This is a genomic window from Prosthecobacter sp. (genome assembly GCF_044232965.1).
Classification (GTDB): Bacteria; Verrucomicrobiota; Verrucomicrobiia; order Verrucomicrobiales; family Verrucomicrobiaceae; genus Prosthecobacter.
On the sequence record NZ_JBIIKX010000006.1, the window covers coordinates 1 to 21,462 of the forward strand.

Here is a 21,462-nt window from a genome sequence, read left to right on the forward strand (position 1 = left end):
GGTCCGTCAGCTCCAGGTGATGGATGCCACCCACCCAGCCCTGCGCGATGTCGGTGAGGCGGATCGAGGACTCCGCGTCATCCTCCAGCAGCACGTTGCAGGGGCGCAGGTTGCCGTGCGGCAGGCCATGCTTGTGCAGCCAGGAAAGGGCGTCCGCCACTTCGTAAATGTGCCGCCAGGCCTGCTCCGGCGGCAGACCGCCGCAGGCGGACTCCAGCGTGGGCGTCTGCCACATGCGGCGGCCGTGGTTGTCCTTCGTCATCACGCCGACGAGCGGCATGACGCAGAAGTAAGGCGTTTTTTCAAAGCTGAAATTCTCCACCGGCAGCACACCGCGATGATGCGGCATTTGCTGCAAGGCGCGGAAGGCCGTGGCCAGCGCCTTGCGGTTGATCGCCATCGAGCTGAAGACCTTCACCGCGCAGGCCTTGCCGTTGGTGGAGACCGCCCGGTAAACCGCGCCGCACCTCCCGCTGCCGACCAGGTCCTGCAATTCATGTCCGGCAATTTCGGGCAGACTCATGCGTGCTTCGTGGTCTCTAGGAGTGGAGGGTTGGGTCTCAAACGCCGCGCGCCACAGGTTGGAGCGGCGACGAAGGGCGCGTACGATGGGGGCGGAATGCGAAATCTCAAATCTCAAATGCCGCTTTGCAAAAATCGCGTGCCACAAATGCCAGCACGTCCATGCTGACTCCACGCAGCATGAAAAACCCGAAACCGACCGCGCATCGTGCCGAGATCGAGGCCATCTACGCCGAGCTGGAGCGCCGTCCCCTGCCCCGCCAGTGCGAGATGCGCACAGGCTGCTGCCATTTTCGCATCGCCGGGCACACCCCGCTGCTCACGCGTGGCGAGGCGCTCCATGCCGCCGACGGCGTGCGCCGCAGCGGCCGCAAAGTCCTCAAACCGCACCCCGACGGCGCCTGTCCTCTTCTGGGACGCGATGGCCGTTGCACCATTTATCAGCACCGCCCTTTCGGCTGCCGCACGCACTTCTGCGCCGAGGCCGGTGGCATGTACCCGCGCAAACACGTCGCCGATCTGATCCAGCGCCTCGAAGCCCTCGACGAACGCCTTGGCGGCCACGGCTCACGCCCGCTGGAGGCCGCTGTCAGTGACGCTCTGGCAGAAAAGTAGATTCGACTGCCAGTCGAATCTACGACTTCACGGTGCGCCCGATTCCTGTGCCTGCTTCACGCTCTCCGGGCTCAGTTTCGCCAGCGGATAGGGAACCTCGGCACCGTTCGCGGGCATGCGCAGCACCACGTTTTCACCATCCAAACGCACAAAGCCCGCGCGGATCGTCTTACCCTCCAGATTCGTCCAGCTCATGATCGGCGGGAGGTCTTTCTTTGGCGCGGCGGCCACCATCGGCTTCGTGCCGTCATTCTTTTCAAAGCTCGCCCCCTCGGTGATCCACTCCGTGAGTTTTTTGATGTCACCGCTTGAGAGCTGGTCGTCCGGCGGCATGTGGCGGTCGTGGTCGGGATTCACAATGACCTCCAGAAAGTGGCTTTCCGCCGGCTTGCCAGGCCGGATCTGCGCCACGTCGTTGTCAGCGATGTCGAGCTTGAAGGTCTCCAGCTCGTCAAACACGAAGCCGCCCTTCCGCTTTTTGTTCTTCTCGCTGTGGCACTCGTAACAGTTCTTTTCCAAGATCGGCTCGATGTCCTTTTTGAAATCCACCGCACCGGCGGTGAGGACGGTCAGAAACAACAGAGGAAGCGTGGGGCGGGGCAGGATCATGGGGCGCGTTGGGGGGACCGCTGAGAACGTGCCACCCCGCTTTTCCTTAGCCAGCATGTTCTTCCCGTGGCATGAAGGCCCATGCCACCCCAGCGCCCCGTCACCGAAGCCGCCACGCTCCTGCCTTTTCTCTTCGAGAACTGGCCGGACATGAAGCGCACCCGCATCAAGCAATGCCTCAAATTCGGCAGCGTCCGTGTGAACGACCGCTCCATCACCCGCCACGACCACGCCTTGAAGCCGGGAGACAAAGTGACCATCAAGGTCGAGCGCGTGCCGCAGAAAGCCGCGCCGCCCATGCCCTCCGGTTTAAACATCGTGTATGAGGACGAGTCCATCATCGTGCTCGACAAGGGCGCGGGCTGGCTCACCGTCGCCCTCGACTCCGGCAATGGCCGCACCGCTTACGCCGCGCTCACCGACCACGTCCGCGCCACCGACGCCCGCAACCGCGTCTGGATCGTCCACCGCCTCGACCGCGACACCTCCGGCCTCATCGTCTTCGCCAAGACCCAGCCCGTCAAACGCGTGCTCCAGCTAAACTGGCACAAGTTCGAGAAAACCTACCTCGCCGTCGTCGAAGGCGTCGTAAAGCGCGATTCCGGCACCCTTCGCTGCCATGTTAACGAGGAATTCTCCCTTCGCGTCCGCAGCGTCCCGCCCGACGACGACACCCGCGAGGCCATCACCCATTTCAAGGTGCTCAAACGCAGCCACAACACGACGCTCGTCGAATTGAAGCTCGAAACCGGCCGCCGTCATCAGATCCGCGTCCACCTCTCCGACATGGGCCACCCCATCGTCGGCGACAAGCCCTACGGCGCCGTGACCGACCCCGCCAAGCGCCTCGGTCTGCACTCCAGCGAACTGCGTTTCATCCATCCCGTGAGTGACGAAAAAATGGTCTTCCAGTTGCCGCTGCCGGGCGTTTTAATGAAACTGATTTAATCATCCCCCATGAAAACCTCGCTGCTCGGTTTTTGAAAAAAGCAGCCTGCATGCCGCTGTGGGCGGTTTCAACACGCTGAATCAATGCCAATGACACACTTGGCTGGTTTGGTTCCAGATAAATTGTGCCCATGAATAGGCACCTCCGCTCTGGTTGAGACGCGCGGCCCAGGCAGTGTGGTGCCAAGCTGATACCGGGTTGATTTGCGTAACAAATGGGGCCATTCATGGCTCATGAGTCCGCTTTACGATCCTGCAATCATTGAAAAGCAAGCCCGCATGATGGCCGAGGAGGCCCGGCTAAACGATCCTGGCATCACGGGTGTTTTCTTCTTTCCAACAGATCAGGAAGTGCGTTTGATCGAGGTGGTGTCGGACGTGCCGGTTGCATCAGGCGACCGGGTGAACGTCTTTTACTTCAACCCAGCACCGGATTATGGCATGCCAGCCCTGAGTGGCGTTGGGGTTGTTCGCCCCGATGATTTAGGGCGGGTTGCCTTGCCGGAAGGGTGGGGTGATTGGAAAGACGGGATCGAACTTTATCCGAAACAGGCCGCATGACCTGGAGCGAGGCATTCTTACGGCAGGCGGCCAGCGACTTTGAGGTTCACGAGCTGCTTTCCCGCCAGTCTCATCTGCCGCGCTGTCATGGTCTGCACTATCTCCAGATGGCCGTTGAGAAGCTCGTCAAAAGTTTCCTTTGTCATGGGGCCAGCGGGCCGCCGCGCGAAAGTCATGCCGTGGTAACCAGCTTTATCCGCTCATGCGCTTCGAACCGCTGGCTTCGTGGCCGTTTTCAGATGCAGCATCAGCCATTCAGTTCCATGCTTCGCAAGCATGCTCGGGTGGCGGAATATATCGAAAACCTTGCTCCGGCGATGAGTGACAATGTAAACGCGGAGTATCCCTGGGCGCGTGCTCCAGGCGTAGCCATTGCGCCACGAGATCATCCTTTTGAAGAAGTGTCCGCTACTGAGATGGTCCAGTTTAGGCACTTTGTGGCCGAGTTATTGAAGATACAGGAAGGCAGCCGCTGAATCTCCCATCTTCTCACGCTGCCGCTAGGCGCTGGGCCATGCGCTCATGCACCACGTCACCTGGCGGCGCATGCGCAATTTCGCCGAGCTGTTCTCCACGACGAATCTGACGGTGGAAACGATTTCTCACGAAGTCGGCCACCCAAACAACTTCGTTTTCAGCAACATCTTCAAAAAGTGGATCGACTGGCGGCCAAGTGAGCAACGCTCACGGATGGGCGGGTGATTCAAGACCAAGGTATGTTCGAGCAGATGGATCAGACACGACGCGTTTTGCCGCAAGATTTTTGGAGAATGTTTGAAATTGGGTGGAGGTGCATCCGTTAGCCCAAAGGCTCCCTTTCCACATAAAATTTCGCTAACTCCCAAACTCTGCGTGTAATCATTTGTACGCACGCTTCGTGCCTTACCCAAAAAAACCAAACCATGCAAAACCGTAGATCAAATCGTATTCAACAACGCCTCTTTGAGGAACTATCCATAACTCCCGAAGGCCCAAATCGGACGGCGGTCATCTGCGAAGATTCCATCGCAGTCGAGATGCTGTCTTTCATCGCCAATCATCCCGAATCGGTGGCTTTGGAGGCTTCCGTCCACAGCGAACGACTCGGAGAGAACCTTGGTGTCATCTTCGGAATCAGCTACCCAGATGACAAAGTGAAGCAACTCAGCCGCGAGTTTGTCGCGTCACTGCCTCAAGAGCGGCTTCACGAGATCGAAAACCAGATGAACCAATCATTTGCCCACATTAACCACGCAGCACTATGAGCTACCAACCATTCAGCAAGTATCATGTTATCGTCAGTTCTGGAGACAATCCAGGCGGTGCCGAAAGCCTCTGCCAGGCAGCAGAAAAACAATTTCCAGGACTCATGACAGAGTGTGACGGAATTGAATCCCAACCCACAGGACTCGTGATGGGCCTTAGCGGAGGGAATGCCAAAGAGCGCCAACTGATCAAAGAGTGGTTGATCTCCAAAAGGGAACATTTCTGCTAAAAACCAAACGAGACACTTTCGTGGATCGCCCTACATTCCGCGACGCTTAGATTGCTCATCGCGCATGCGTCGTAGCTGCTCAAGACGCGCACGGATCTCATTGCTATCGTTGTTTGCGTCTAACTGCTGTAGCAGCTTTTCAGCTTCTGTTAAACCTTGCTTTGCAGCTTTCCGAAGCCAGCTAATGGCAGTTGGGACATCCTGCTTAACCCCTTCGCCATTTGCATATAAAACTCCTAGCGCGAGCTGAGAAATGGCAATTCCTTTCGCTGCCGATTTGGAAAGCCAATAAAACGCCTTTGCATGATCCTTTTCTATTCCATTTCCAGATGCGTACGAAACACCAAGAGCACCTTGAGCTAAAGCATTTTCCTGTTCTGCAGCTTTTCTAAACCAATGGTTAGCTTGCACAGCGTCTTCTGGAACTCCGTTACCCTGCATGTAGCATATTCCTAGATTGTGCTGTGCAATTGCCTCTCCCTTTTCAGCAGCCGTGCGTGTCCACTGAACGCCTTCCGCGATGTCTTTTTTAATACCATCTCCAGCAAGCAAGCAGGCGCCTAGTGAAGACTGGGCAAACAATAAACCAGATTCCGCAGCTTTTCTTGTTAGCAGAACTGCTTGCCCAATGTCTTTTACAACACCTTCACCTGATGCGAAGCATTGCGCCAAAGAAAACAGTGCCGTCACATCACCTTGATCTGACGCCTTGCGGAACAACTCGGCTGCGGTAGCGGCATTTTTAACGACTCCTTTACCATTCAAATAACAATCACCCAACGAACCTTGCGCCCATGCTAGGTTTGTCAGTGCTGATTCATTGAATAGCTCGGCTGCTTTTTTTTCGGATTTCAGCACGCCTAAACCTTCTTTATAACACTTACCGAGTGCGGTCTGTGACCAAGCATCTGCTTTTTCAGTATCTGCCAAAAGAGTGGGCACTGCTTTTTGAAACAAGACTTCGGCATGAGCAGAATTCTTGCTGGTTCCAACGCCATCCATATAATTGACAGCGAGACTGTAAAGACCCAGGGCATCATTTTTATCAGCCGCCAAAAGCGCGAGCGACTGTGAAGAATCTGGGTCCACAAGAGTTCCAATTCCAAGACGCTTCATTATTGATTCAATGGCCATTTTGCGCGCTGGTGAATAGAATGTCACCAGAGGCACGCCGGGCTCCGCGGAGTGAAAAATCTCCTCCAAAGGCTTTTGCAGCCTCTGCCAAGCGAAAACTGCAGATTGATCATCCCGCAGGACTGCCACATCACCAAGCTGTGGTGGCCCCTCGCGTTTGGGGCCGATGAGCATTTCGCCTTCCGTCTTGGATTCAACGAGCACCTGAGGCGGGTGAGGAATTGCCAAAGGGACTTGTTGATCTTCATCGACCGCTAGGAGACGCCCCTGCAGCGTTTCCTTCTCCCGCCATTCCAGGCGATACACCCCAGAAGGCACCGTGGTTTCGGCGGGGCCTTTGCGCCAGACATCTTCACCCCAAAGACGCCACTCCGCTTTTTCTGCTGCGGTCACGCGCAGTTTGCCAGACTTCCCGCTTGGTTTTGTCTCATGGATTGGCTGACCATTCGTGCCTGTCAGTGTGCCAAGGCGCAAAACTTCACCACTCACCACTTCAAATGCCTTCGCACCCACCCGCCATGTGCCTGCTTCGAGTGCGAGGCTGTTCGTGACTCCAGACATCCCTGCGGTTTTTACAGAACGCGCGCCCTCAAACGCCACCAGCCCGTCACAGGAAAACTCGACAAGACCGATACCTGCAAATGCGGCTGAGCCACAGATGCAGACGATGAGCACGAGAATGAGTTTCATCATTATTGGGGATCGACTTGGATGCCTTCTCCTGAACCACCAACGGTCATGACACTGCCTTTGGCAAGCGGCTCCCAGCCACATTCCAGCCCGCACTCGACGCAGGCCTGCTGCGCACGCATGAAGATCTCAAAACCCGAGGCATAAACCAGCAGACCCACACGCTCGCTGCCAGCATCAAGGGTTCGCAAAAAGGTTTTGAACTCACTGAGATCAAGACCCTTCTGCAAGTCGGGCTTGAGTGACGCATACAGCGGCCTCGCACGTAAAATCTCGATGTCGATGTGGCCACTGAGCTTCCCATTCATCATCTTGGGAAAGAATTTCCCATCGGCGACAAAAACCAGAGCCGCTTTTTTTGTGCTGGTCTGACGGCTGGGCAGACGAACCTGCTGGGTCAGGGAGCTGAGGTGTTTCTGCTGAGCGGCCTCAAGCGCCGACAGTTCGGTGTTCTTGGTTTCGATGCTTTGCCTTGCCTCCCGCAGAGTGCGGTCGGCGATCTCCAAACGGTTCATCAACGGGTTGGGCGCGACATTCGCCGGGTCTTGAGCGGCAGCCACCTTGCTTTTCAACGTGGCGACTTCAGCCTTGAGGGCGTTTAACCCTGCTGCTGCATTCCGCAGTCTAGCGGCCACGCGTCTGGCGGCATCGATCTGGTCATGCAAAGCCAGGGCCTGCGCATGCGCCGCCGTTACATCTTCAGGCTTTTCCTGCCCCAGACGCTCCTGCAAATCGTTCGTGGAAACAACGATGAGCAGGGTGATCAAAATCATTGAACCCAATGAATTGCACACTGTATCAAGCAGCAGCTCCAGGCTGTCGGATGGGCCTTTGGGCTGCGTATTCATTGGGGCAGGAAGCTGAGCCGTTCGTTTTCACCCACTGCCTGGTAGCCGAAGGTGAAGTCATGCTTTTTGAGGAAGGCCCGCAATTCTTCGAGTAGCTCAATCGAAGACGGTCTGGCATAAAGGACGACATGCACTTTATCACGACTGGTCTGCGAAAGTTTCGCCTGAAACAAGTCACCCTTCAGTGTCCCCCATTTACCATCGGGCGCGGTGACCACTTGGATACTCGCATTCGCTAAGACGGCGATGATAGGAGTGCGATCACCGTGCAGTGGCCGGTAGGCCAGACGAACCGAGCCTTTTTCCTGGCGCATGCGATCGTATTGAGCCTGTGCTTGAGTGATTTGCTCCTGAATCTCACTTCTTGCCTGGGAGGCGGCGTCAATTTCTTTCAACCGCTGCTGATAGGCCTGCTCGGCGGCCTTGGGGTCTGTCTTGACCAGCAGTTGCGTCAGGCTTTCGCGCTCCTGCTCCAAGACCGTCTTTTCACCATTCATTTGCTCAGCCACGGTTTTTTCCGCACGCAGCTTGTCGAGTTCATGGCGAAGCGCCGCAAGGTTTTCCACCTCGCCGACACTGCTGTTGTTGCCAAACGCGGCGAAGAACAGCGCGATCAAAATCATCACGCCAATCAGCCCCATGATGACCGCCTGAAAGGCAAAGAAACTTGGGCCGGGGCCAGGGAGCTGACGGTTTTTCTTCATTACTTCTCACCAAGATAATCCACTCGTTCGGCAATGTACTCCTCACAGAAGTCGGCCACCTCGGCCATGAATTCTTGCTCCTTGTTGAACTGAAACGTATTCCACATCTGCACGAGGATGGCTGCCAGGAGTGCCAGCAGGGTTGTGTCAAAAGCCGTTGAGAGTCCCTGCGTCACGCCAATCAGAGAGTTTTTAACCTCAGCGATTTCCTTCACGCTCTGCAAGGTGGCACCAAAGCCGCCGACAGCCTGACCCAGCCCCAACACCGTGCCGACGAAGCCGAGCACCGGAATCACCCAAACAATGCCACCCAATAAATTAAAGCTGCGCTGCACCGCATCATCGTCGGCTTCTGCCAACTGCTTGAGACAGGCCCGCACCTCGTTCGCTGGCAGGCCGTGTGCGGCGAGATGCAGGGAGCGTTCCGCCCGCCCCAGCAACGCAAACTTTCTAGGATCATCCACGGACTGGTAAAGGCGCTCAAGCAGCTTGGTGCTGGTGGCCTCATCAATCACGACTCCTGAGCCACGCGGCGGGATGCCAACTTCAAAAGCTCTGGCCTGGACCGCCAGTTTCCAGCGCTTGAACACCAAAATGACGAAAGCCCATGACGTGAAAAACACCGTGGCCTGCTGCGTCCACCCGCGCTCAAAAAACAAATCGCAGAGTGTGCGGGCGGCAGGTACGGAAACGCGCAGAAACCACAACACTGCGTAAAAGCCCACGGCAACAAACACCGCAACAGCGAAGCTGAACTGGCGGTTCACCGCTGTCAGACGCCCGGAGGTCACGCCAAGCCGCGCCTCGAAATCAGCCTTGCTGTAGGACAGTTGGGGACCGTCGCCAAGCTGGATTCTCCTTCGCAGCGAAGTAGGCCGGGCATGCGGGGCATCTCCTTCTGGCAGATTTTGCGGTTCTTCGGTCATTGGATGGTGGGATCAAATTACTTGGCGTGGGCAGCATGACAGAACACTGGGCTGCCCAATACTGGATGATCACCCAGCCATTTGATTTTGCCCAAGCTGGAGCGGAAGCCAACAACAGCAGTGCCTTTGCCCCAGGCAAGTAGAACGCACTGCTCCGGCAGATTTCCCAAGTAGTGGATTCTGCCATCTTCGATGACCACACCCGTCTTCCGCCATGATGGCGCGGCTGCAACCAGGAGCTGGAGCGCGGCAGCCTCCTGCTGAAAATCAACGTCCCGGTGGTCCGTGAAATAGGCTTCCAGCAGAACGAGTTTTTCAGCCGAAAGGCCAACGCCTTTGCCCAACAGAGGATCTGGGCTTTTGCCAGCCAGCTTGAGCACTTCACTCAACTCCTTGCTGGCGGACGGACACCAGAACATGCCCCAAGACATCGAATCCTGGCTGATGAGGCCATCCACAATCTGGCAGAGGAGCGCCTTCTCGAATGGCTTCATCCACGGGTCCGCGTAGATGCGATCCAGAAAAAACAGAGCGGATTGATTGAACTGAGGCGCGGAAGTCGCATCCCGCATGGCAGCCCATCCTGCCAAGGAACGTAAATGATACCGATAGGTGTCGGGAGGGTCTGGCGCTGGTTGTGCGGCGGCGGCTTCCAAGGCAGGCAAACGTTCTTTGAGAAAGCTTATCTCTGCCTCCGTGCAGGGACGAGTTGGAAACAGCGCTTTGTTTGAGGCTGCGGTTACACCCATCGTTTGCATGGCCTGCTGATGCAGCACGGCTGCGCTCATGCCTTTTTCCAACACGGCGGCAAAGCCACTTTTGATCCGATGGCTTTCAGGCAGTTTTGCCATCATGCCTTGCAGGATTTGGGCATGAGTTTCGGCGGTGGTGTGTTCTCCGGCCATCTGGTCGAAACTTTTAACCCAGGCCATTGAGCTTGCTTCGATCTGCTGGTGCTTGCTGAGAGCACGCTCCATCTTTTTTGTCATCCGCTCCTCCAACCCAGGTGCCTGCGCTTCAACAACCTTCGCCGCAACACGCCGCATCTCAGGCAGCAGCAACACCAATGGCTCACCAAACACGCCGTCCGCCTGAATCAGGCATGAATCAAGAGCACTCAGCACCACCTCAGCCGAAGATGTCGTCTCACGCAGCCACTCCTGTTTCAATTCGCTTATTTTGGTCGTTAACGCGGCGATCTTCTGTGCGTCAGACGGGTTGAATTCCTTGGCATTGATCTCGTGAAAGGATTGCAGCGTGGAAACATCCTTGATCAAGATGCGGCGCTTTTCTGGCGGCAGGCTGCCCCAGTTTTCAATCTCGGCCTCAACTCTGCCAAGCTCTGTAAGCCATGAGTCACACGCCGTCTTTTTCGTGGCAAGCCAAGCCGCCGCCAGCGAGCGAATCTTGACCGCATTCTCTGCGCCACCTCTGCCAGGCTCAAACCGCCACTTTTCATCAAGCAGTGATTTCACGTCGGCAGTGCTGCCATGCAGAAGCGCGGCCTCCATGCGTGCTGCGTAGTTCTGAAAATGGGCGTTGTATGCGTATTGCCAGCCGAGCAGCATTAACGTGGCACATGCAGCCACAGCGATACCGCCACCCAAAAGCATTTTCTTGGTTCGCCGTTTTTTGATGGCACTGGTTACATGCGATTCAATAACGCCCAGCCGCTCCCAAAAAGGATTCTCCTGATCCACATCCCAGCGCGATGTGCGATTCAGCAAATGAATCTGATGCAGCAGCGCATCCAGGTTTTCGGGATAGCTGGCGAACGCCTCGGTCTCAAGCTGGCTCAATGCCGCCATATGTTCGTCAGCTTGGTTCATCATCGTTTCATCTGGAGCGCGTTTGTTTCTGACAAGTCTCGATTCGTTCGTCAACCGCAAGGCGTTTTCCGTGTTGGCATAAGGGGAGAAGTCATTGAAGTATCTAGTCGCTTAAACCCCTACTAGACCGGACGTTTGAACGAATTTGATCGAATCACTAGCATGAAACCATCACTCCTACTTCTCCTCACTTTCACCACCATCACCCAAGCCGCCGACTGGCCGGTCTGGCGTGGGCCGGACAAGAATGGCATCTCCTCAGAAAAACTGGCCGGGACCGAGGTGAAGCCGCTTTGGAAGGCTCAAATTGGCATCGGCTTCGCATCGTTCACGGTGGCGGACGGGCGCGTGTTCACCTCGGGGCATGAGGACGGCAAGGACACCGTGTTTTGCTTCGACGCGGCGACGGGCAAGGAGGTGTGGAAGCACTCCTACAAGGCGGATCTCGGCGACAAGTATTATGAAGGCGGCACCAGCGCCGGGCCGGTGATCGAAGTGAACAAGGCTTGGCATCTCAGCCGCTGGGGCGATCTGATTTGCTTCGAGGCGGCGACAGGGAAAATCGTGTGGCAGAAGAATTTCCTGGCGGAGACAGAGGCGGAAATTCCTGAGTGGGGTTTCTCGGGTTCGGCGCTCATCCATGGCGCGAATTTGATCCTCAACATCGGCCAGAACGGCGCGGCGTTTGAAAAGGCCACTGGAAAGCTGGTGTGGAAGTCGGAGGCGGACACGGCGGGCTACTCGACACCGCATTTGATCACGGTGAATGGCAAGGAGCAGGTCGTGCTGAGCACACGACGCGCCTACAAAGGCGTCGATCCGAGCAACGGCACGGTTTTGTGGGAGCACACCTGGAACACGAGCTACGGCGTGAACGCGGCCGATCCGATCCTCAGCGGCACGAAGCTCTTCATCTCGTCCGGCTACAACAAAGGCTGCGCCGTGCTCGATCTGGCCTCCGCGACGCCTTCCGAGGTCTGGCGCAGTCGCGTGATGAAGAACCAGTTCAACTCCTGCGTGCTGATCGGCGGCCATCTATACGGCAGCGACGGCGACGAGAGCAAAACGGCCTCACTGAAGTGTATCGACTTCGCCACGGGCACTGAAAAGTGGAATGCGGTCGACGTGGGCTTCTGCTCACTGACGGCTGCGGATGGCAAATTGATCGTTTTGAGCGCCAAAGGCGAATTGATCATCGCCAAGGCCGATCCGGCGAAGTTTGAGCCGATCTCCCGCACGAGCATTTTGAATGGTCGCTGCTGGTCCGTGCCGGTTTTGGCGAATGGACGGATTTATGCCCGCAACGCAGCAGGAGACATGGTTTGCGTGAGCGTGAAGTGATGGGAAATAGTGGTCCGCACAGTCCTCTGTGCGGCGCTCCGATTTCACTCCAAGCTCCATGCCAGGAAAAAACACCTCTGTGAACTCAGTGGTCAAGCGGCCTGCAATGCTCATGAGCTTTTGATGACTTGCAGGACTACGGCGCGCCGCACAGAGGACTGTGCGGACCACTTTGGAGTCACGCGCCACCACCCATGGCTTTGTGGATGCGGACCCAGGCGGCGGTGGCGCGGGTGCGGCTGAGGACGATGTCGTTTTGGGCGCTGAGGGCGACACGTTCGGCGTCCAGGACCGTGAGGAAGTCGGCAACGCCGTCTTGGTAGCGTTGGCGGGCCAAGGTGGCGGCTTCGCGGGCGCTGGCGGCGCTGGCTTCGAGGTGGCGGAGACGCTGGCGCTCGCGGTCGTAGCTGGTGAGGGCGTTTTCGACTTCTTCAAGGGCGAGGAGGACCGTTTGCTCGTACGTCGAGAGGGCGGCATCGGCGCGATTTCCGGCGGCTTTGATCTGCTGGCGCACACGTCCGAGATTCAGGAAGGCCCAACTGATACGTGGACCGAAGCTGTAGGCATTCGAGCCGTATTGGCCGAGGCTGGCGAGGGTCTGGCCTTCGAGATTGAGGCGTCCGCCGAAGGTGACGCGGGGGAAGAGATCGGCGGTGGCGATGCCGACTCGCGCGGTCTCGGCGGCGAGAGCGTTTTCGGCGATGCGGATGTCGGGGCGTAGGCGCAGCAACTCAGCGGGTTTGGCGATGGCAACGCTGGAGGGCACGGCGGGTTGTCGGGTGCTTTTTTGCAGGCTGGAGCGCAGTTCGGAGGGATTGCGACCGCAGAGCACGGCGATGCGATGAATGGCTTTGGCGACGCTTTCCTCGTAAGTGGGGATTTGGGCCTGGGTGGCATTCAAGAGGGCGTTGGCACGCGCGACATCGAGCTGCGTGCCGCGTCCGCCCTTGAGAGAGGCTTCGGCAATGCGCAGGGCTTCGGATTGGTTGCCCGCGTTTTCGCGGGCGACGTTGAGTTGAGCCTGGGCGCCGCGAAGTTCGAGGTAGTTGATGGTGACCTCGGCCTGGAGCGTGATTAGCATGTCCTGCACGTTGGCTTCGGCGGCGGCGCTGGTGGCTTTGGCGGCCTTCACGCTGTTTCGCACGCGTCCGAAGAAGTCGAGCTCGTAATCGGCATCGAAGCCGGTGCGCCAGGTATCGACGGTTCGTCCTCGGAAAGCCGCGTTCATGGAGTTACCGAGTTGCGTCGTGTCATAAGTGCCGCTGGCGGTGACAGTGGGCGCGAAGTCGAACTGAGCCTCACGCCACAAGGCACGGGCCTCCTGCAGACGCGATTTGGCGACGGCGAGGTCTTTGTTTTGCTCGGTGGATTGCGCGATGAGGTTGTTCAGCGTGCTGTCGTTGAGTTTGCGCCACCAGGTCGAGGAAACAGCGGTGGAGTTGGAAGATTTGGAAGCGTAGTCCGCAGGCATCTTGGGCTGCGGTTGGAGGAACTTCGGACCGACGGTGCAGCTCGAAAGCACGCAGAGAAGCAGCGGGATTGATTTAGTGGGCCGCATGGAGTGCTGGAGTGGTGGAGTCTTGATGAGCGGGAGGCTGCTTGCGCTCGCGACGTTCGACGATGGCGCGGAGGATGACATAAAACACGGGCGTGAAGAGCAAACCAAAGACGGTGACGCCGATCATGCCGTAGAACACCGCCGTTCCAAGGGCTTGGCGCATTTCCGCGCCAGCGCCGGTGGCGAGCACGAGCGGGAGCACGCCGAGGATGAAGGCAAAGCTGGTCATCAAGATGGGGCGCAAACGCAGGCGGCAGGCCTCGACGGCGGCTTTGACGCGGTCCATGCCCGCGTCTTGAAGCTGCTTGGCGAACTCGACGATGAGGATGGCGTTTTTGGCCGCGAGGCCGACGAGCACCACCAATCCGATCTGCGTGAAGATGTTGTTGTCCTGCGCGCGCAGCCACACGCCGAGGAGGGCAGAGAGCAGGCACATCGGCACAATCAAAATGATGGCGATGGGCATGCTCCAGCTCTCATACTGCGCGGCGAGCACGAGGAAGACGAAGATGACGCAAAGCGGGAAAATGTACATCAGCGTGTCACCGGAGAGGATCTGCTGGTAGGTCAGATCGGTCCACTCGATGGCGAAACCGGTGGGCAGATGCTCGTTGGCGAGGCGCTCGATTTTTTCGACCATCTGGCCGGAGCTGACGCCGGGAAGCGTGTTGCCGTTGATGTCGGCGGAGTAGTAGAGGTTGTAGCGCTGCACGCGGTCGGCACCGCCGGTCTTGATGACTTTTACCAAGGCACCCAGCGGCACCATGTCGCCGGTTTGATTGCGGATCTTGATGCGGGAGACGTCGGCGGGGTCTTTGCGGAACATCGGATCAGCCTGCGCGGTGACCTGGTAGGTTCTGCCAAAGAGGTTGAAGTCGTTCACATAGACGGAGCCGAGATAGACCTGCAGCGCCTCGTTCAAATCGGCGAGCGAGACGCCCATCGTCTTCGCCTGGGCGCGGTTGATTTCGAGTTTGAACTGCGGTGTGCGGGCGCGGAAGCCGGTGACGAGGGAGATGAGGCCCGGTTCGTTCTGCGCGGCGGCGAGCAGCTTCTGCGTGGCGGCTTCGAGGGCGTCGAGACCGGCGTTGTTGAGGTCCTGCACCTGAATTTTGAAGCCGCCGGCATTGCCGAGACCGCGCAGCGCGGGCGGTGGTAACACGAGCACGCGACCTTCTTGGATCGTGGCAAATTTTTGGCGGATTGTGGCCAGCAGACGGTCGCCTTTGAGCGAGGGATCGCCGCGCTTCGTGAAGTCGTCGAAAACGAGGAAGGCCGCACCGACGTTGGGCTGGTTCGCCTGTAAAATGGAGGAATAACCCGAGATGGCGAAGGTGTGGGCGATGCCGGGAATCTCCCGCGCCATGGCGTCCATGCGGCGCACGACGGCGTCGGTGCGCTCGAAGGCGGAGGCATCCGGGAGCTGCACAAGCACGATGGCGTAGCCCATGTCCTGCGAGGGGATGTAGCCGGAGGGCACGGCCTCAAACACCTTGCCGGTGAGGAAGACGAGGCCGCCGTAGCCAATCAACACGAAAAGCGCAAAGCGGATGAGTTTGCGTACGAGTCCGGCATACACATCGGAGCCGAACTGGAAGATTTTGTTAAAGAGGCGGAAGAACCAGCCGAACAAGAAATTGATGAGCTTCGTGAGCCAGTCGGTCTTGGCACCGTGCGGTTGCAGCAGGATGGCGCAGAGCGCGGGGCTGAGCGTCAGCGAATTGAAGGCCGAGATGACCGTGGAGACGGCGATGGTGAGCGCGAACTGTTTATAAAACTGACCCGTGATGCCGCTGACGAAGGCGGTGGGCACGAACACCGCGCAGAGCACGAGCGCGACGGCGATGACGGCCCCACTGACCTCTTTCATGGCCTGGATGGAGGCTTCACGAGGCGCTAGACCTTTGGCGATGTTGCGCTCGACGTTTTCGACCACGACGATGGCGTCATCGACGACGATGCCGATGGCTAGCACGAGACCGAACAGCGAGAGATTGTTCAGCGAGAAGCCGAAGACCTGCATGACGGCCAGTGTGCCGATGAGGGACACCGGAACGGCCAGCAGCGGGATGATGGACGCGCGCCAGCTTTGCAGGAACAGGATGACGACGAAGACGACGAGCAGCACGGCCTCAATGAGCGTGGTAAGCACGGATTTGATCGAGGCGCGGACGAACTTCGTGGTGTCGTAGTTGATGCGGTAGTCGATGCCGGGCGGAAAGCGCTCTTTCAACTGCGCAAGACGCGCATAGACGGCGTCGGCGGTTTCGATGGCGTTGCTACCGGGAAGCTGGAAGACACGGAGCGAGACGGCGTTGTAGCCGTCCATGTAGGTTTTGCTGGAGTAGTCGCGGGAGCCGAGCTCGATGCGTGCGACATCGCGCAGGCGCACCACATCGCCGATGTCGCCGGTTTTGAGCACGATCTCGCCAAATTCCTCAGCCTTCTTCAGTCGGCCCGGAGCGGTGAGCGTGTATTGGAACTCCAGTCCTTCCGCGGCAGGCGGCTGGCCGAGTGATCCGGCGGCGACCTGCACATTTTGCTCGCGGATGGCGCGCACGACATCACCAGCGGTGAGTCTGACTCCGGCGATCTTTTCGGGATCGAGCCAGACACGCATCGAGTAATCCAAACCACCGAGTGACGAAGCCTCGGCGACACCGGGAATGCGGGCGATCTCGTTTTGAATCTGCAGCGTGACGTAGTTGCTGAGATAGCCGACCTCGCGCGAGCCATCGGGGCTGAAGAACTGCGCGGCGAGCGTGAGGTCGGGCGAGCGTTTGTTCACGATGACACCCAGTCGGCGCACCTCCTCGGGAAGTCGCGCGACGGCGGCGTTCACGCGGTTTTGCACGAGCACCTGGGATTTGTCCAGATCCGTGCCGAGCGCGAAGGTGACGGTGATCTGCACGCGCCCGTCGCTGGTGGATGAGGACGAGAGGTAGATCATGTCCTCCACGCCATTGATTTCCTGCTCCAGCGGCGTGGAAACCGTTTCCGCGAGCGTACGGGCATCCGCGCCGGGATACGTCGCAGAAACGACGACAGTGGGCGGGATGACCTCGGGATACTGCGCCACAGGCAGCGCGAAATAGGACAAGGCACCGAGCATCGTGATGACGATGCTCAGCACGCCCGCGAAGATGGGGCGGTCCACGAAGATGCGGGCGAAGTTCATGGCTGCTTGTCTTTCGTGGGTGCGGCGAGAGCCATGTCGGCGAGAACGGGCTTGACCTTGTTGCCATTGCGCACGCTCATGAGGCCGAGAATGATGACCCGGTCATCAGCCTTCAAGCCGCCGCGCACGACGCGCAGGCCATCGAGCAGCGGCCCGAGTGTGATGGGGCGATAGACGGCCTTGTCCTCGGCATCGAGCACCCACACGTAGCTGCTGCCCTGGTCATCGCCGACCGCGGCATCGCGGATGAGCAGGCCGTCGTATTCGCCACTGCCGGGGATGCGCACTTTGGCAAAAAAGCCCGGCGACATGAGGCGGTCCTTGTTCGGAAACACGGCGCGGGCGCGGATGGTTCCGGTGGCGGGATTGATCTGGTTGTCCACGAAGTCGATCTGCCCTTGGTGCGGCCAGCCGACTTGGTTCACGAGCGCCATCTCGGCGGGGATCAGGCCAAACAAGGCGCTCTCCCGCTCGCCGCTCTTGTGCATCTCGCGGTACTTCAAGGCGGATCGTTCATCAACCTCGATGTCGCAGTAGATCGGGTCGAGCGCGACGATGGTGGTGAGCAGTGTCGCGTCCTTCGTGCCACCTGTGACGAGATTGCCCTCCGTGACTCGCGCATCGCTGATGCGGCCGCTGATCGGCGCGCGGATTTGTGTGAACTCGAGATCGAGCTTCGCCGCGCTGACCATGGCCTCGGCGGCGCGGACGGCGGCCTGCTCCCCTGCGGCGCTTTTCAGACGGCGCTCGGATTCCTCCGTCGAAATGACCTGCCCCTGACGCAGCGTGGTGGCGTTTTTGGCCTCAATGTTCGCCAGCTCGGCGTTCGTCTTCGCCTGCGCCAGCACCGCCTCGGCACGTTGCACGATGGCCTCATAAGGACGCGGGTCGATGGTGAAAAGCAGATCTCCCGCTTTCACCTCGGTGCCCTCTTTGAGGCTGACCACGGTGAGGTAACCCGAGACCCGGGCACGGACCTCGACTTTCTCACGCGAGGTCAGGCGGCCCGTGAACTCGTCCCAGTCCGTCAACCGGCGCGCAATGGGTTTGGCGACGGTGACATCGGGGATCGTGGCCTGCGGCGGACCGGCTGGGCCTTTGGCAGCCGGTTTGCAGGCCGACAGGCTGACCGTGATGAGAAGTCCAGCGGCGAAAGACCGCCAGAACAGCCTGGATGAAGCGCGTGAGGATGACATGGGGTGCATTTCCCTGGTATCTACGAACTTGGGGCGAGCTTAAACAGTGCGCATCCGACATAGCGCTTATACACTAAACGCATGACCCATCTGAATGACCTCCAGCAGATCCGCGAGTTCGTGCAAATCGCCGAGTCGGGCAGCATCTCGGCGGCGGCCAAGATTCTCGGCATGGCGCAGCCCACCCTGAGCCGCCACCTCGCCGCGTTGGAAACACAAATTGGCTCCCCGCTCATCCGTCGTGACACTCACACGATGAGCCTGACCGACGCGGGCCGCATCGTGCTGGCCGATGCCCGCGAGCTGCTAACCCTGGCCGACCGCATGGGCAGCCGCCTGCGCAGCGAACGGCATGCGCTTCGCGGCCATCTGCGCATCGTTTCCGTCGTCGATGTGGGTCAGTGGATTGTCTCGCGCGTGCTGTCCCGTTTTCAAAAACAGCACACACACGTCACCACCGAGCTGCATCTCATCAATCGCCCCACGAAGTTCGTGAAGGAGGGGTTTGACTGCGGGATCATGGTCGGCGGCCCCACCGACCGCCGCGTGAATGTGAAAACCATCGCGCAACTGCATCGCCGCATCGTTGCCGCGCCATCGCTGCTCCAGCAGCACGAAACACCGCGCCATCCCGACGACTTGAGCCGCTTCCCATGGCTGGGCATCCTTCAGCCGCACTTTTACGCCCGTGACCGCGTGGATCTCGTGCGGCACAGCAAGGTCGTGAAGCTCAAATTCGCCCCCGTTATGCTGCTCGACACCGTCACCGCCCTGCGCGAGGCCGCCATCGAGGGCGCAGGCTTCACCAGCCTGCCCGAATGGATGGCCGCCCGCGACATCACCGCCGGCCGCCTTATCCAACTGCTACCCGACTGGCACATCGAGCCCGTCGATCTCCAGCTTGCCCACGCCTCTCACGAGCACCTGCCACAGCGCGTGCAGAGCCTGCTGGAGTATCTGGAGGCCGAGATTCCCAAAGAAATCCAAAAGCTGGACCTCGGGGAGAGGTAAGCCGGGCTGAAATTTCCAGAACAGGCCGGAAGGCGGGAAAAATTCGATGCGCATCGAGCACGCGATGTGCTAGACATCCCGCCCCCGCCGCCCGGCGGCTTTGTTTTCAGCCCCCTTAAAACCCATGCCCAAGCAGACCATTCGTGACCTCGACCTTGCCGGAAAACGCGTATTTGTGCGCGTGGACTTCAACGTGCCCCTGGAAGAAAAAGACGGCCAGATGGTCATCACCGACGACACCCGCATTCAAGAAACACTGCCCACGATCAAGTTCCTGATCGAAAAAGGAGCCAAAATCATCCTGGCAAGCCACTTGGGCCGTCCGAAAGGCCAGCGCGACCCAAAACAGAGCCTCGCGCCCGTCGCACCGGCTCTCAGCGCCCTGATCGGTCAGCCGGTCGATTTCGCCAGCGACTGCATCGGCGAAGAAGCGAAGGCCAAGGCGCTCGCGCTCGGCAATGGCGACGTGCTTTTGCTCGAAAACACCCGCTTCCACGCCGGTGAGGAAAAGAATGATGCCACGCTCGCGAAGGGCATGGCTGACCTCGCGGAGATCTTCGTGAACGACGCCTTCGGCTCCGCGCATCGTGCGCACAGCTCCACAGCGGGCATCGCGGATTATCTGCCGGCCGTTTCGGGCCTGCTGATGGAAAAAGAGCTCACCTGGCTCAATGACGAGCTCGAAAATCCGGACCGTCCGTTCGTCGTCATCCTCGGCGGTGCGAAGGTCAGCGACAAAATCGGCGTCATCAATCGCCTGCTCGAAAAGGCGAACACGATCATCATCGGCGGCGGCATGGCCTACACTTTCCGCAAGATCGTCCAGGGCATCTCCATCGGCAAAAGCCTCTACAAACCCGAGTGGGAACCCATCGCGCAGGCGGCTCTCGACAAGGCCAAGGAGCGTGGCGTGAAGATCCTCATCCCCGTCGATGCGATGATCACCGACGCCTTCGATTTCGACGCGAAGAAGTTCGGCAACATCAAGTTCACCGGCGCGGGCGAAAGCATCCCGGATGGCTGGGAAGGTGTCGATATCGGCCCTGAGTCCGTGAAGCTCTTCGCGGAAGAAATTTCCAAGGCGAAGACCGTCATCTGGAACGGCCCGATGGGCGTGTTCGAGATCAAAGAGGCCTCCAAAGGCACCTTCGACATCGCGGAGGCCATGGCGGCCAATGCCGGCGCGAAAAACATCATCGGCGGCGGCGATAGCGTGAAAGCCGTCAAGAAAGCCAAGCTCGGCGACAAAATGACCTTCATCTCCACCGGCGGCGGCGCCTCCCTCGAACTCCTCGAAGGCAAAATACTGCCCGGCGTCGCCTGCTTGAAGGAAAAATGACGTTAGCCGTGGTTGGCAGTCGTTGGCGATGGTTTGCAATTGCTTAAACCTCCCGACGCTTCTGATAAACCACCGCAAACAACCCTAAACCATCGCAACCCACCGCAAACCTCCCCCCCTATGGCCCTCGCCCACTTCCGCAAACCGATCATCGCCGCCAACTGGAAAATGCACATGACACCCCAGGAGACGGATGATTTCCTCCGTGCCTTCGCCCGTCTCGTGCCGGACAAGATTCCCGTGCAGATCGTCGTGGCCCCGCCGTTCGTCAGCCTGGAGCGCGCGAGCAACGCGCTCGTGGCCGCTCGTGAGCAGAGTGTGGAACTGGCCGCGCAAAACATGAGCGCCCAGCCTGCTGGTGCCTTCACGGGGGAGATCAGCGCCCGCATGATCAAGGAATGCGGCTGCAAGCACGTCATCCTCGGCCACAGCGAGCGCCGCAGCCTTTATGGTGAGACGAACGCCATCGTGAACGCCAAGGTGCTCGCCGCCCTCGAAGCCCGCCTGCACCCCATCCTTTGCATCGGCGAAACACTTGCGGAACGCGATGCCGACCAGCTTGAGCAGGTGCTCGAAAGACAGCTCCGCGAATCCCTGGCCGAGGTCGGCCCACGCCGCATCATCGACTGCGTCATCGCCTACGAACCCGTCTGGGCCATCGGCACCGGCCGCACCGCCAGCGCCCAGCAGGCGCAGGACGCGCATGCCTTCAGCCGCAAGGTGCTCGGCGACATGTTTGGCGAGGACGTGGCCGTGAAAATCCGCATCCAATACGGCGGCAGCGTGAAGCCCGGCAACATGGCCGAACTCATCAGCCAGCCTGACATTGACGGAGCCCTCGTCGGCGGTGCCAGCATGGAGACAGGCTCCTTCTGGGAAATTTGCCGAGCCGCCATCGACTGGGCGAACGCCAACGCGTAGCGGCAGATGCCACATTTGGCATCTGTAAAAATCCAGCCTTGTGTAAAGGGGGAGAATT

General features: G+C 59.1%; 20 protein-coding genes. 10 read left to right on the forward strand and 10 right to left on the reverse strand.

The window, feature by feature from the left end; translation table 11 throughout:
* Nucleotides 1-523: protein kinase domain-containing protein (locus ACILSI_RS04145; protein WP_395720585.1), on the reverse strand; the 523-nt coding region annotated here is incomplete at its 3' end.
* Between the two features lie 161 nt (nt 524-684).
* On the opposite strand from ACILSI_RS04145, the gene ACILSI_RS04150 reads away from it, so the two are divergent.
* Nucleotides 685-1,137 (forward strand): YkgJ family cysteine cluster protein, encoded by a 453-nt coding sequence (locus ACILSI_RS04150; protein ID WP_395720586.1) that lies wholly within the window; start codon nt 685-687, stop codon nt 1,135-1,137.
* A gap of 27 nt (nt 1,138-1,164) precedes the next feature.
* On the opposite strand, the gene ACILSI_RS04155 is transcribed toward ACILSI_RS04150, so the two are convergent.
* Complete coding sequence (locus ACILSI_RS04155; protein WP_395720587.1) at nt 1,165-1,746, reverse strand: c-type cytochrome domain-containing protein; 582 nt, start codon at nt 1,744-1,746, stop codon at nt 1,165-1,167.
* A gap of 81 nt (nt 1,747-1,827) precedes the next feature.
* Here ACILSI_RS04155 and ACILSI_RS04160 point away from each other — a divergent pair, with 81 nt between their 5' ends.
* From ACILSI_RS04160 to ACILSI_RS04180, 5 genes are all read left to right on the forward strand, one after another.
* Complete coding sequence (locus ACILSI_RS04160; RefSeq protein ID WP_395720588.1) at nt 1,828-2,694, forward strand: RluA family pseudouridine synthase; 867 nt, start codon at nt 1,828-1,830, stop codon at nt 2,692-2,694.
* Between the two features lie 234 nt (nt 2,695-2,928).
* The gene (locus ACILSI_RS04165; protein WP_395720589.1) at nt 2,929-3,255 is read left to right on the forward strand and encodes a hypothetical protein; all 327 of its coding nucleotides are present in this window, start codon (nt 2,929-2,931) and stop codon (nt 3,253-3,255) included.
* A complete protein-coding gene (locus ACILSI_RS04170; RefSeq protein ID WP_395720590.1) occupies nt 3,252-3,731 on the forward strand; it encodes a hypothetical protein in 480 nt (159 codons plus the stop codon). The genes ACILSI_RS04165 and ACILSI_RS04170 overlap by 4 nt, the downstream gene beginning before the upstream one ends.
* A gap of 46 nt (nt 3,732-3,777) precedes the next feature.
* The gene (locus tag ACILSI_RS04175) at nt 3,778-3,957 is read left to right on the forward strand and encodes a hypothetical protein (protein ID WP_395720591.1); all 180 of its coding nucleotides are present in this window, start codon (nt 3,778-3,780) and stop codon (nt 3,955-3,957) included.
* A gap of 200 nt (nt 3,958-4,157) precedes the next feature.
* Nucleotides 4,158-4,499 carry a hypothetical protein gene (locus tag ACILSI_RS04180; protein ID WP_395720592.1) on the forward strand — a complete coding sequence of 114 codons (342 nt, stop codon included), beginning with the start codon at nt 4,158-4,160 and terminating at the stop codon, nt 4,497-4,499.
* 260 nt (nt 4,500-4,759) lie between these two features.
* Here ACILSI_RS04180 and ACILSI_RS04185 read toward each other — a convergent pair whose 3' ends face one another.
* The 5 genes from ACILSI_RS04185 to ACILSI_RS04205 all read right to left on the reverse strand — a co-directional run bounded on the left by ACILSI_RS04185 (nt 4,760) and on the right by ACILSI_RS04205 (nt 10,863).
* Nucleotides 4,760-6,556: a tetratricopeptide repeat protein gene (locus tag ACILSI_RS04185; protein ID WP_395720593.1), complete on the reverse strand. Its 1,797-nt coding sequence runs from the start codon at nt 6,554-6,556 to the stop codon at nt 4,760-4,762.
* A complete protein-coding gene (locus ACILSI_RS04190) occupies nt 6,556-7,326 on the reverse strand; it encodes a hypothetical protein (RefSeq protein ID WP_395720594.1) in 771 nt (256 codons plus the stop codon). The genes ACILSI_RS04185 and ACILSI_RS04190 overlap by 1 nt, the downstream gene beginning before the upstream one ends.
* 71 nt (nt 7,327-7,397) lie before the next feature.
* On the reverse strand, nt 7,398-8,105 hold the full coding sequence (locus tag ACILSI_RS04195; protein ID WP_395720595.1) for a hypothetical protein: 708 nt from the start codon (nt 8,103-8,105) through the stop codon (nt 7,398-7,400).
* The gene (locus tag ACILSI_RS04200; RefSeq protein ID WP_395720596.1) at nt 8,105-8,872 is read right to left on the reverse strand and encodes a MotA/TolQ/ExbB proton channel family protein; all 768 of its coding nucleotides are present in this window, start codon (nt 8,870-8,872) and stop codon (nt 8,105-8,107) included. Before ACILSI_RS04200 ends, ACILSI_RS04195 begins: the two co-directional genes overlap by 1 nt.
* Nucleotides 8,873-9,048: 176 nt before the next feature.
* On the reverse strand, nt 9,049-10,863 hold the full coding sequence (locus tag ACILSI_RS04205) for a hypothetical protein (protein WP_395720597.1): 1,815 nt from the start codon (nt 10,861-10,863) through the stop codon (nt 9,049-9,051).
* 159 nt (nt 10,864-11,022) lie between these two features.
* Here ACILSI_RS04205 and ACILSI_RS04210 point away from each other — a divergent pair, with 159 nt between their 5' ends.
* On the forward strand, nt 11,023-12,201 hold the full coding sequence (locus tag ACILSI_RS04210; protein ID WP_395720598.1) for a PQQ-binding-like beta-propeller repeat protein: 1,179 nt from the start codon (nt 11,023-11,025) through the stop codon (nt 12,199-12,201).
* Nucleotides 12,202-12,379: 178 nt separating this feature from the next.
* On the opposite strand, the gene ACILSI_RS04215 is transcribed toward ACILSI_RS04210, so the two are convergent.
* The 3 genes from ACILSI_RS04215 to ACILSI_RS04225 are packed head-to-tail and all read right to left on the reverse strand — an operon-like array spanning nt 12,380 to nt 18,133.
* Nucleotides 12,380-13,759 carry an efflux transporter outer membrane subunit gene (locus ACILSI_RS04215; RefSeq protein WP_395720599.1) on the reverse strand — a complete coding sequence of 460 codons (1,380 nt, stop codon included), beginning with the start codon at nt 13,757-13,759 and terminating at the stop codon, nt 12,380-12,382.
* Nucleotides 13,746-16,937, reverse strand: a complete 3,192-nt coding sequence (locus ACILSI_RS04220) for an efflux RND transporter permease subunit (RefSeq protein ID WP_395720600.1) — start codon at nt 16,935-16,937, stop codon at nt 13,746-13,748. Before ACILSI_RS04220 ends, ACILSI_RS04215 begins: the two co-directional genes overlap by 14 nt.
* A complete protein-coding gene (locus ACILSI_RS04225) occupies nt 16,934-18,133 on the reverse strand; it encodes an efflux RND transporter periplasmic adaptor subunit (protein WP_395720601.1) in 1,200 nt (399 codons plus the stop codon). The genes ACILSI_RS04220 and ACILSI_RS04225 overlap by 4 nt, the downstream gene beginning before the upstream one ends.
* A gap of 81 nt (nt 18,134-18,214) precedes the next feature.
* Here ACILSI_RS04225 and ACILSI_RS04230 point away from each other — a divergent pair, with 81 nt between their 5' ends.
* The 3 genes from ACILSI_RS04230 (at nt 18,215) to tpiA (ending at nt 21,404) form a co-directional block, all read left to right on the forward strand.
* Complete coding sequence (locus ACILSI_RS04230) at nt 18,215-19,144, forward strand: LysR family transcriptional regulator (RefSeq protein ID WP_395720602.1); 930 nt, start codon at nt 18,215-18,217, stop codon at nt 19,142-19,144.
* Nucleotides 19,145-19,268: 124 nt separating this feature from the next.
* Nucleotides 19,269-20,483, forward strand: coding sequence for a phosphoglycerate kinase (locus ACILSI_RS04235; RefSeq protein ID WP_395720603.1), 1,215 nt, complete (start codon nt 19,269-19,271; stop codon nt 20,481-20,483).
* A 120-nt stretch (nt 20,484-20,603) separates the two neighbouring features.
* Nucleotides 20,604-21,404, forward strand: a complete 801-nt coding sequence (tpiA, locus tag ACILSI_RS04240; protein WP_395720604.1) for a triose-phosphate isomerase — start codon at nt 20,604-20,606, stop codon at nt 21,402-21,404.
* Nucleotides 21,405-21,462: the final 58 nt, after the last annotated feature.

Excerpts from the sequence above, each read along its gene's own strand:
- ACILSI_RS04220 (WP_395720600.1), bottom strand. The coding sequence starts at position 16,937 with ATGAACTTCGCCCGCATCTTCGTGGACCGCCCCATCTTCGCGGGCGTG.
- ACILSI_RS04205 (WP_395720597.1), bottom strand. The coding sequence starts at position 10,863 with ATGATGAACCAAGCTGACGAACATATGGCGGCATTGAGCCAGCTTGAG.
- ACILSI_RS04225 (WP_395720601.1), bottom strand. The coding sequence starts at position 18,133 with ATGTCATCCTCACGCGCTTCATCCAGGCTGTTCTGGCGGTCTTTCGCC.
- ACILSI_RS04215 (WP_395720599.1), bottom strand. The coding sequence starts at position 13,759 with ATGCGGCCCACTAAATCAATCCCGCTGCTTCTCTGCGTGCTTTCGAGC.
- ACILSI_RS04190 (WP_395720594.1), bottom strand. The coding sequence starts at position 7,326 with ATGATTTTGATCACCCTGCTCATCGTTGTTTCCACGAACGATTTGCAG.
- ACILSI_RS04195 (WP_395720595.1), bottom strand. The coding sequence starts at position 8,105 with ATGAAGAAAAACCGTCAGCTCCCTGGCCCCGGCCCAAGTTTCTTTGCC.
- ACILSI_RS04170 (WP_395720590.1), top strand. The coding sequence starts at position 3,252 with ATGACCTGGAGCGAGGCATTCTTACGGCAGGCGGCCAGCGACTTTGAG.
- ACILSI_RS04180 (WP_395720592.1), top strand. The coding sequence starts at position 4,158 with ATGCAAAACCGTAGATCAAATCGTATTCAACAACGCCTCTTTGAGGAA.
- ACILSI_RS04230 (WP_395720602.1), top strand. The coding sequence starts at position 18,215 with ATGACCCATCTGAATGACCTCCAGCAGATCCGCGAGTTCGTGCAAATC.
- ACILSI_RS04175 (WP_395720591.1), top strand. The coding sequence starts at position 3,778 with ATGCACCACGTCACCTGGCGGCGCATGCGCAATTTCGCCGAGCTGTTC.
- ACILSI_RS04150 (WP_395720586.1), top strand. The coding sequence starts at position 685 with ATGCTGACTCCACGCAGCATGAAAAACCCGAAACCGACCGCGCATCGT.
- tpiA (WP_395720604.1), top strand. The coding sequence starts at position 20,604 with ATGGCCCTCGCCCACTTCCGCAAACCGATCATCGCCGCCAACTGGAAA.
- ACILSI_RS04165 (WP_395720589.1), top strand. The coding sequence starts at position 2,929 with ATGAGTCCGCTTTACGATCCTGCAATCATTGAAAAGCAAGCCCGCATG.
- ACILSI_RS04210 (WP_395720598.1), top strand. The coding sequence starts at position 11,023 with ATGAAACCATCACTCCTACTTCTCCTCACTTTCACCACCATCACCCAA.
- ACILSI_RS04160 (WP_395720588.1), top strand. The coding sequence starts at position 1,828 with ATGCCACCCCAGCGCCCCGTCACCGAAGCCGCCACGCTCCTGCCTTTT.
- ACILSI_RS04185 (WP_395720593.1), bottom strand. The coding sequence starts at position 6,556 with ATGATGAAACTCATTCTCGTGCTCATCGTCTGCATCTGTGGCTCAGCC.
- ACILSI_RS04235 (WP_395720603.1), top strand. The coding sequence starts at position 19,269 with ATGCCCAAGCAGACCATTCGTGACCTCGACCTTGCCGGAAAACGCGTA.
- ACILSI_RS04155 (WP_395720587.1), bottom strand. The coding sequence starts at position 1,746 with ATGATCCTGCCCCGCCCCACGCTTCCTCTGTTGTTTCTGACCGTCCTC.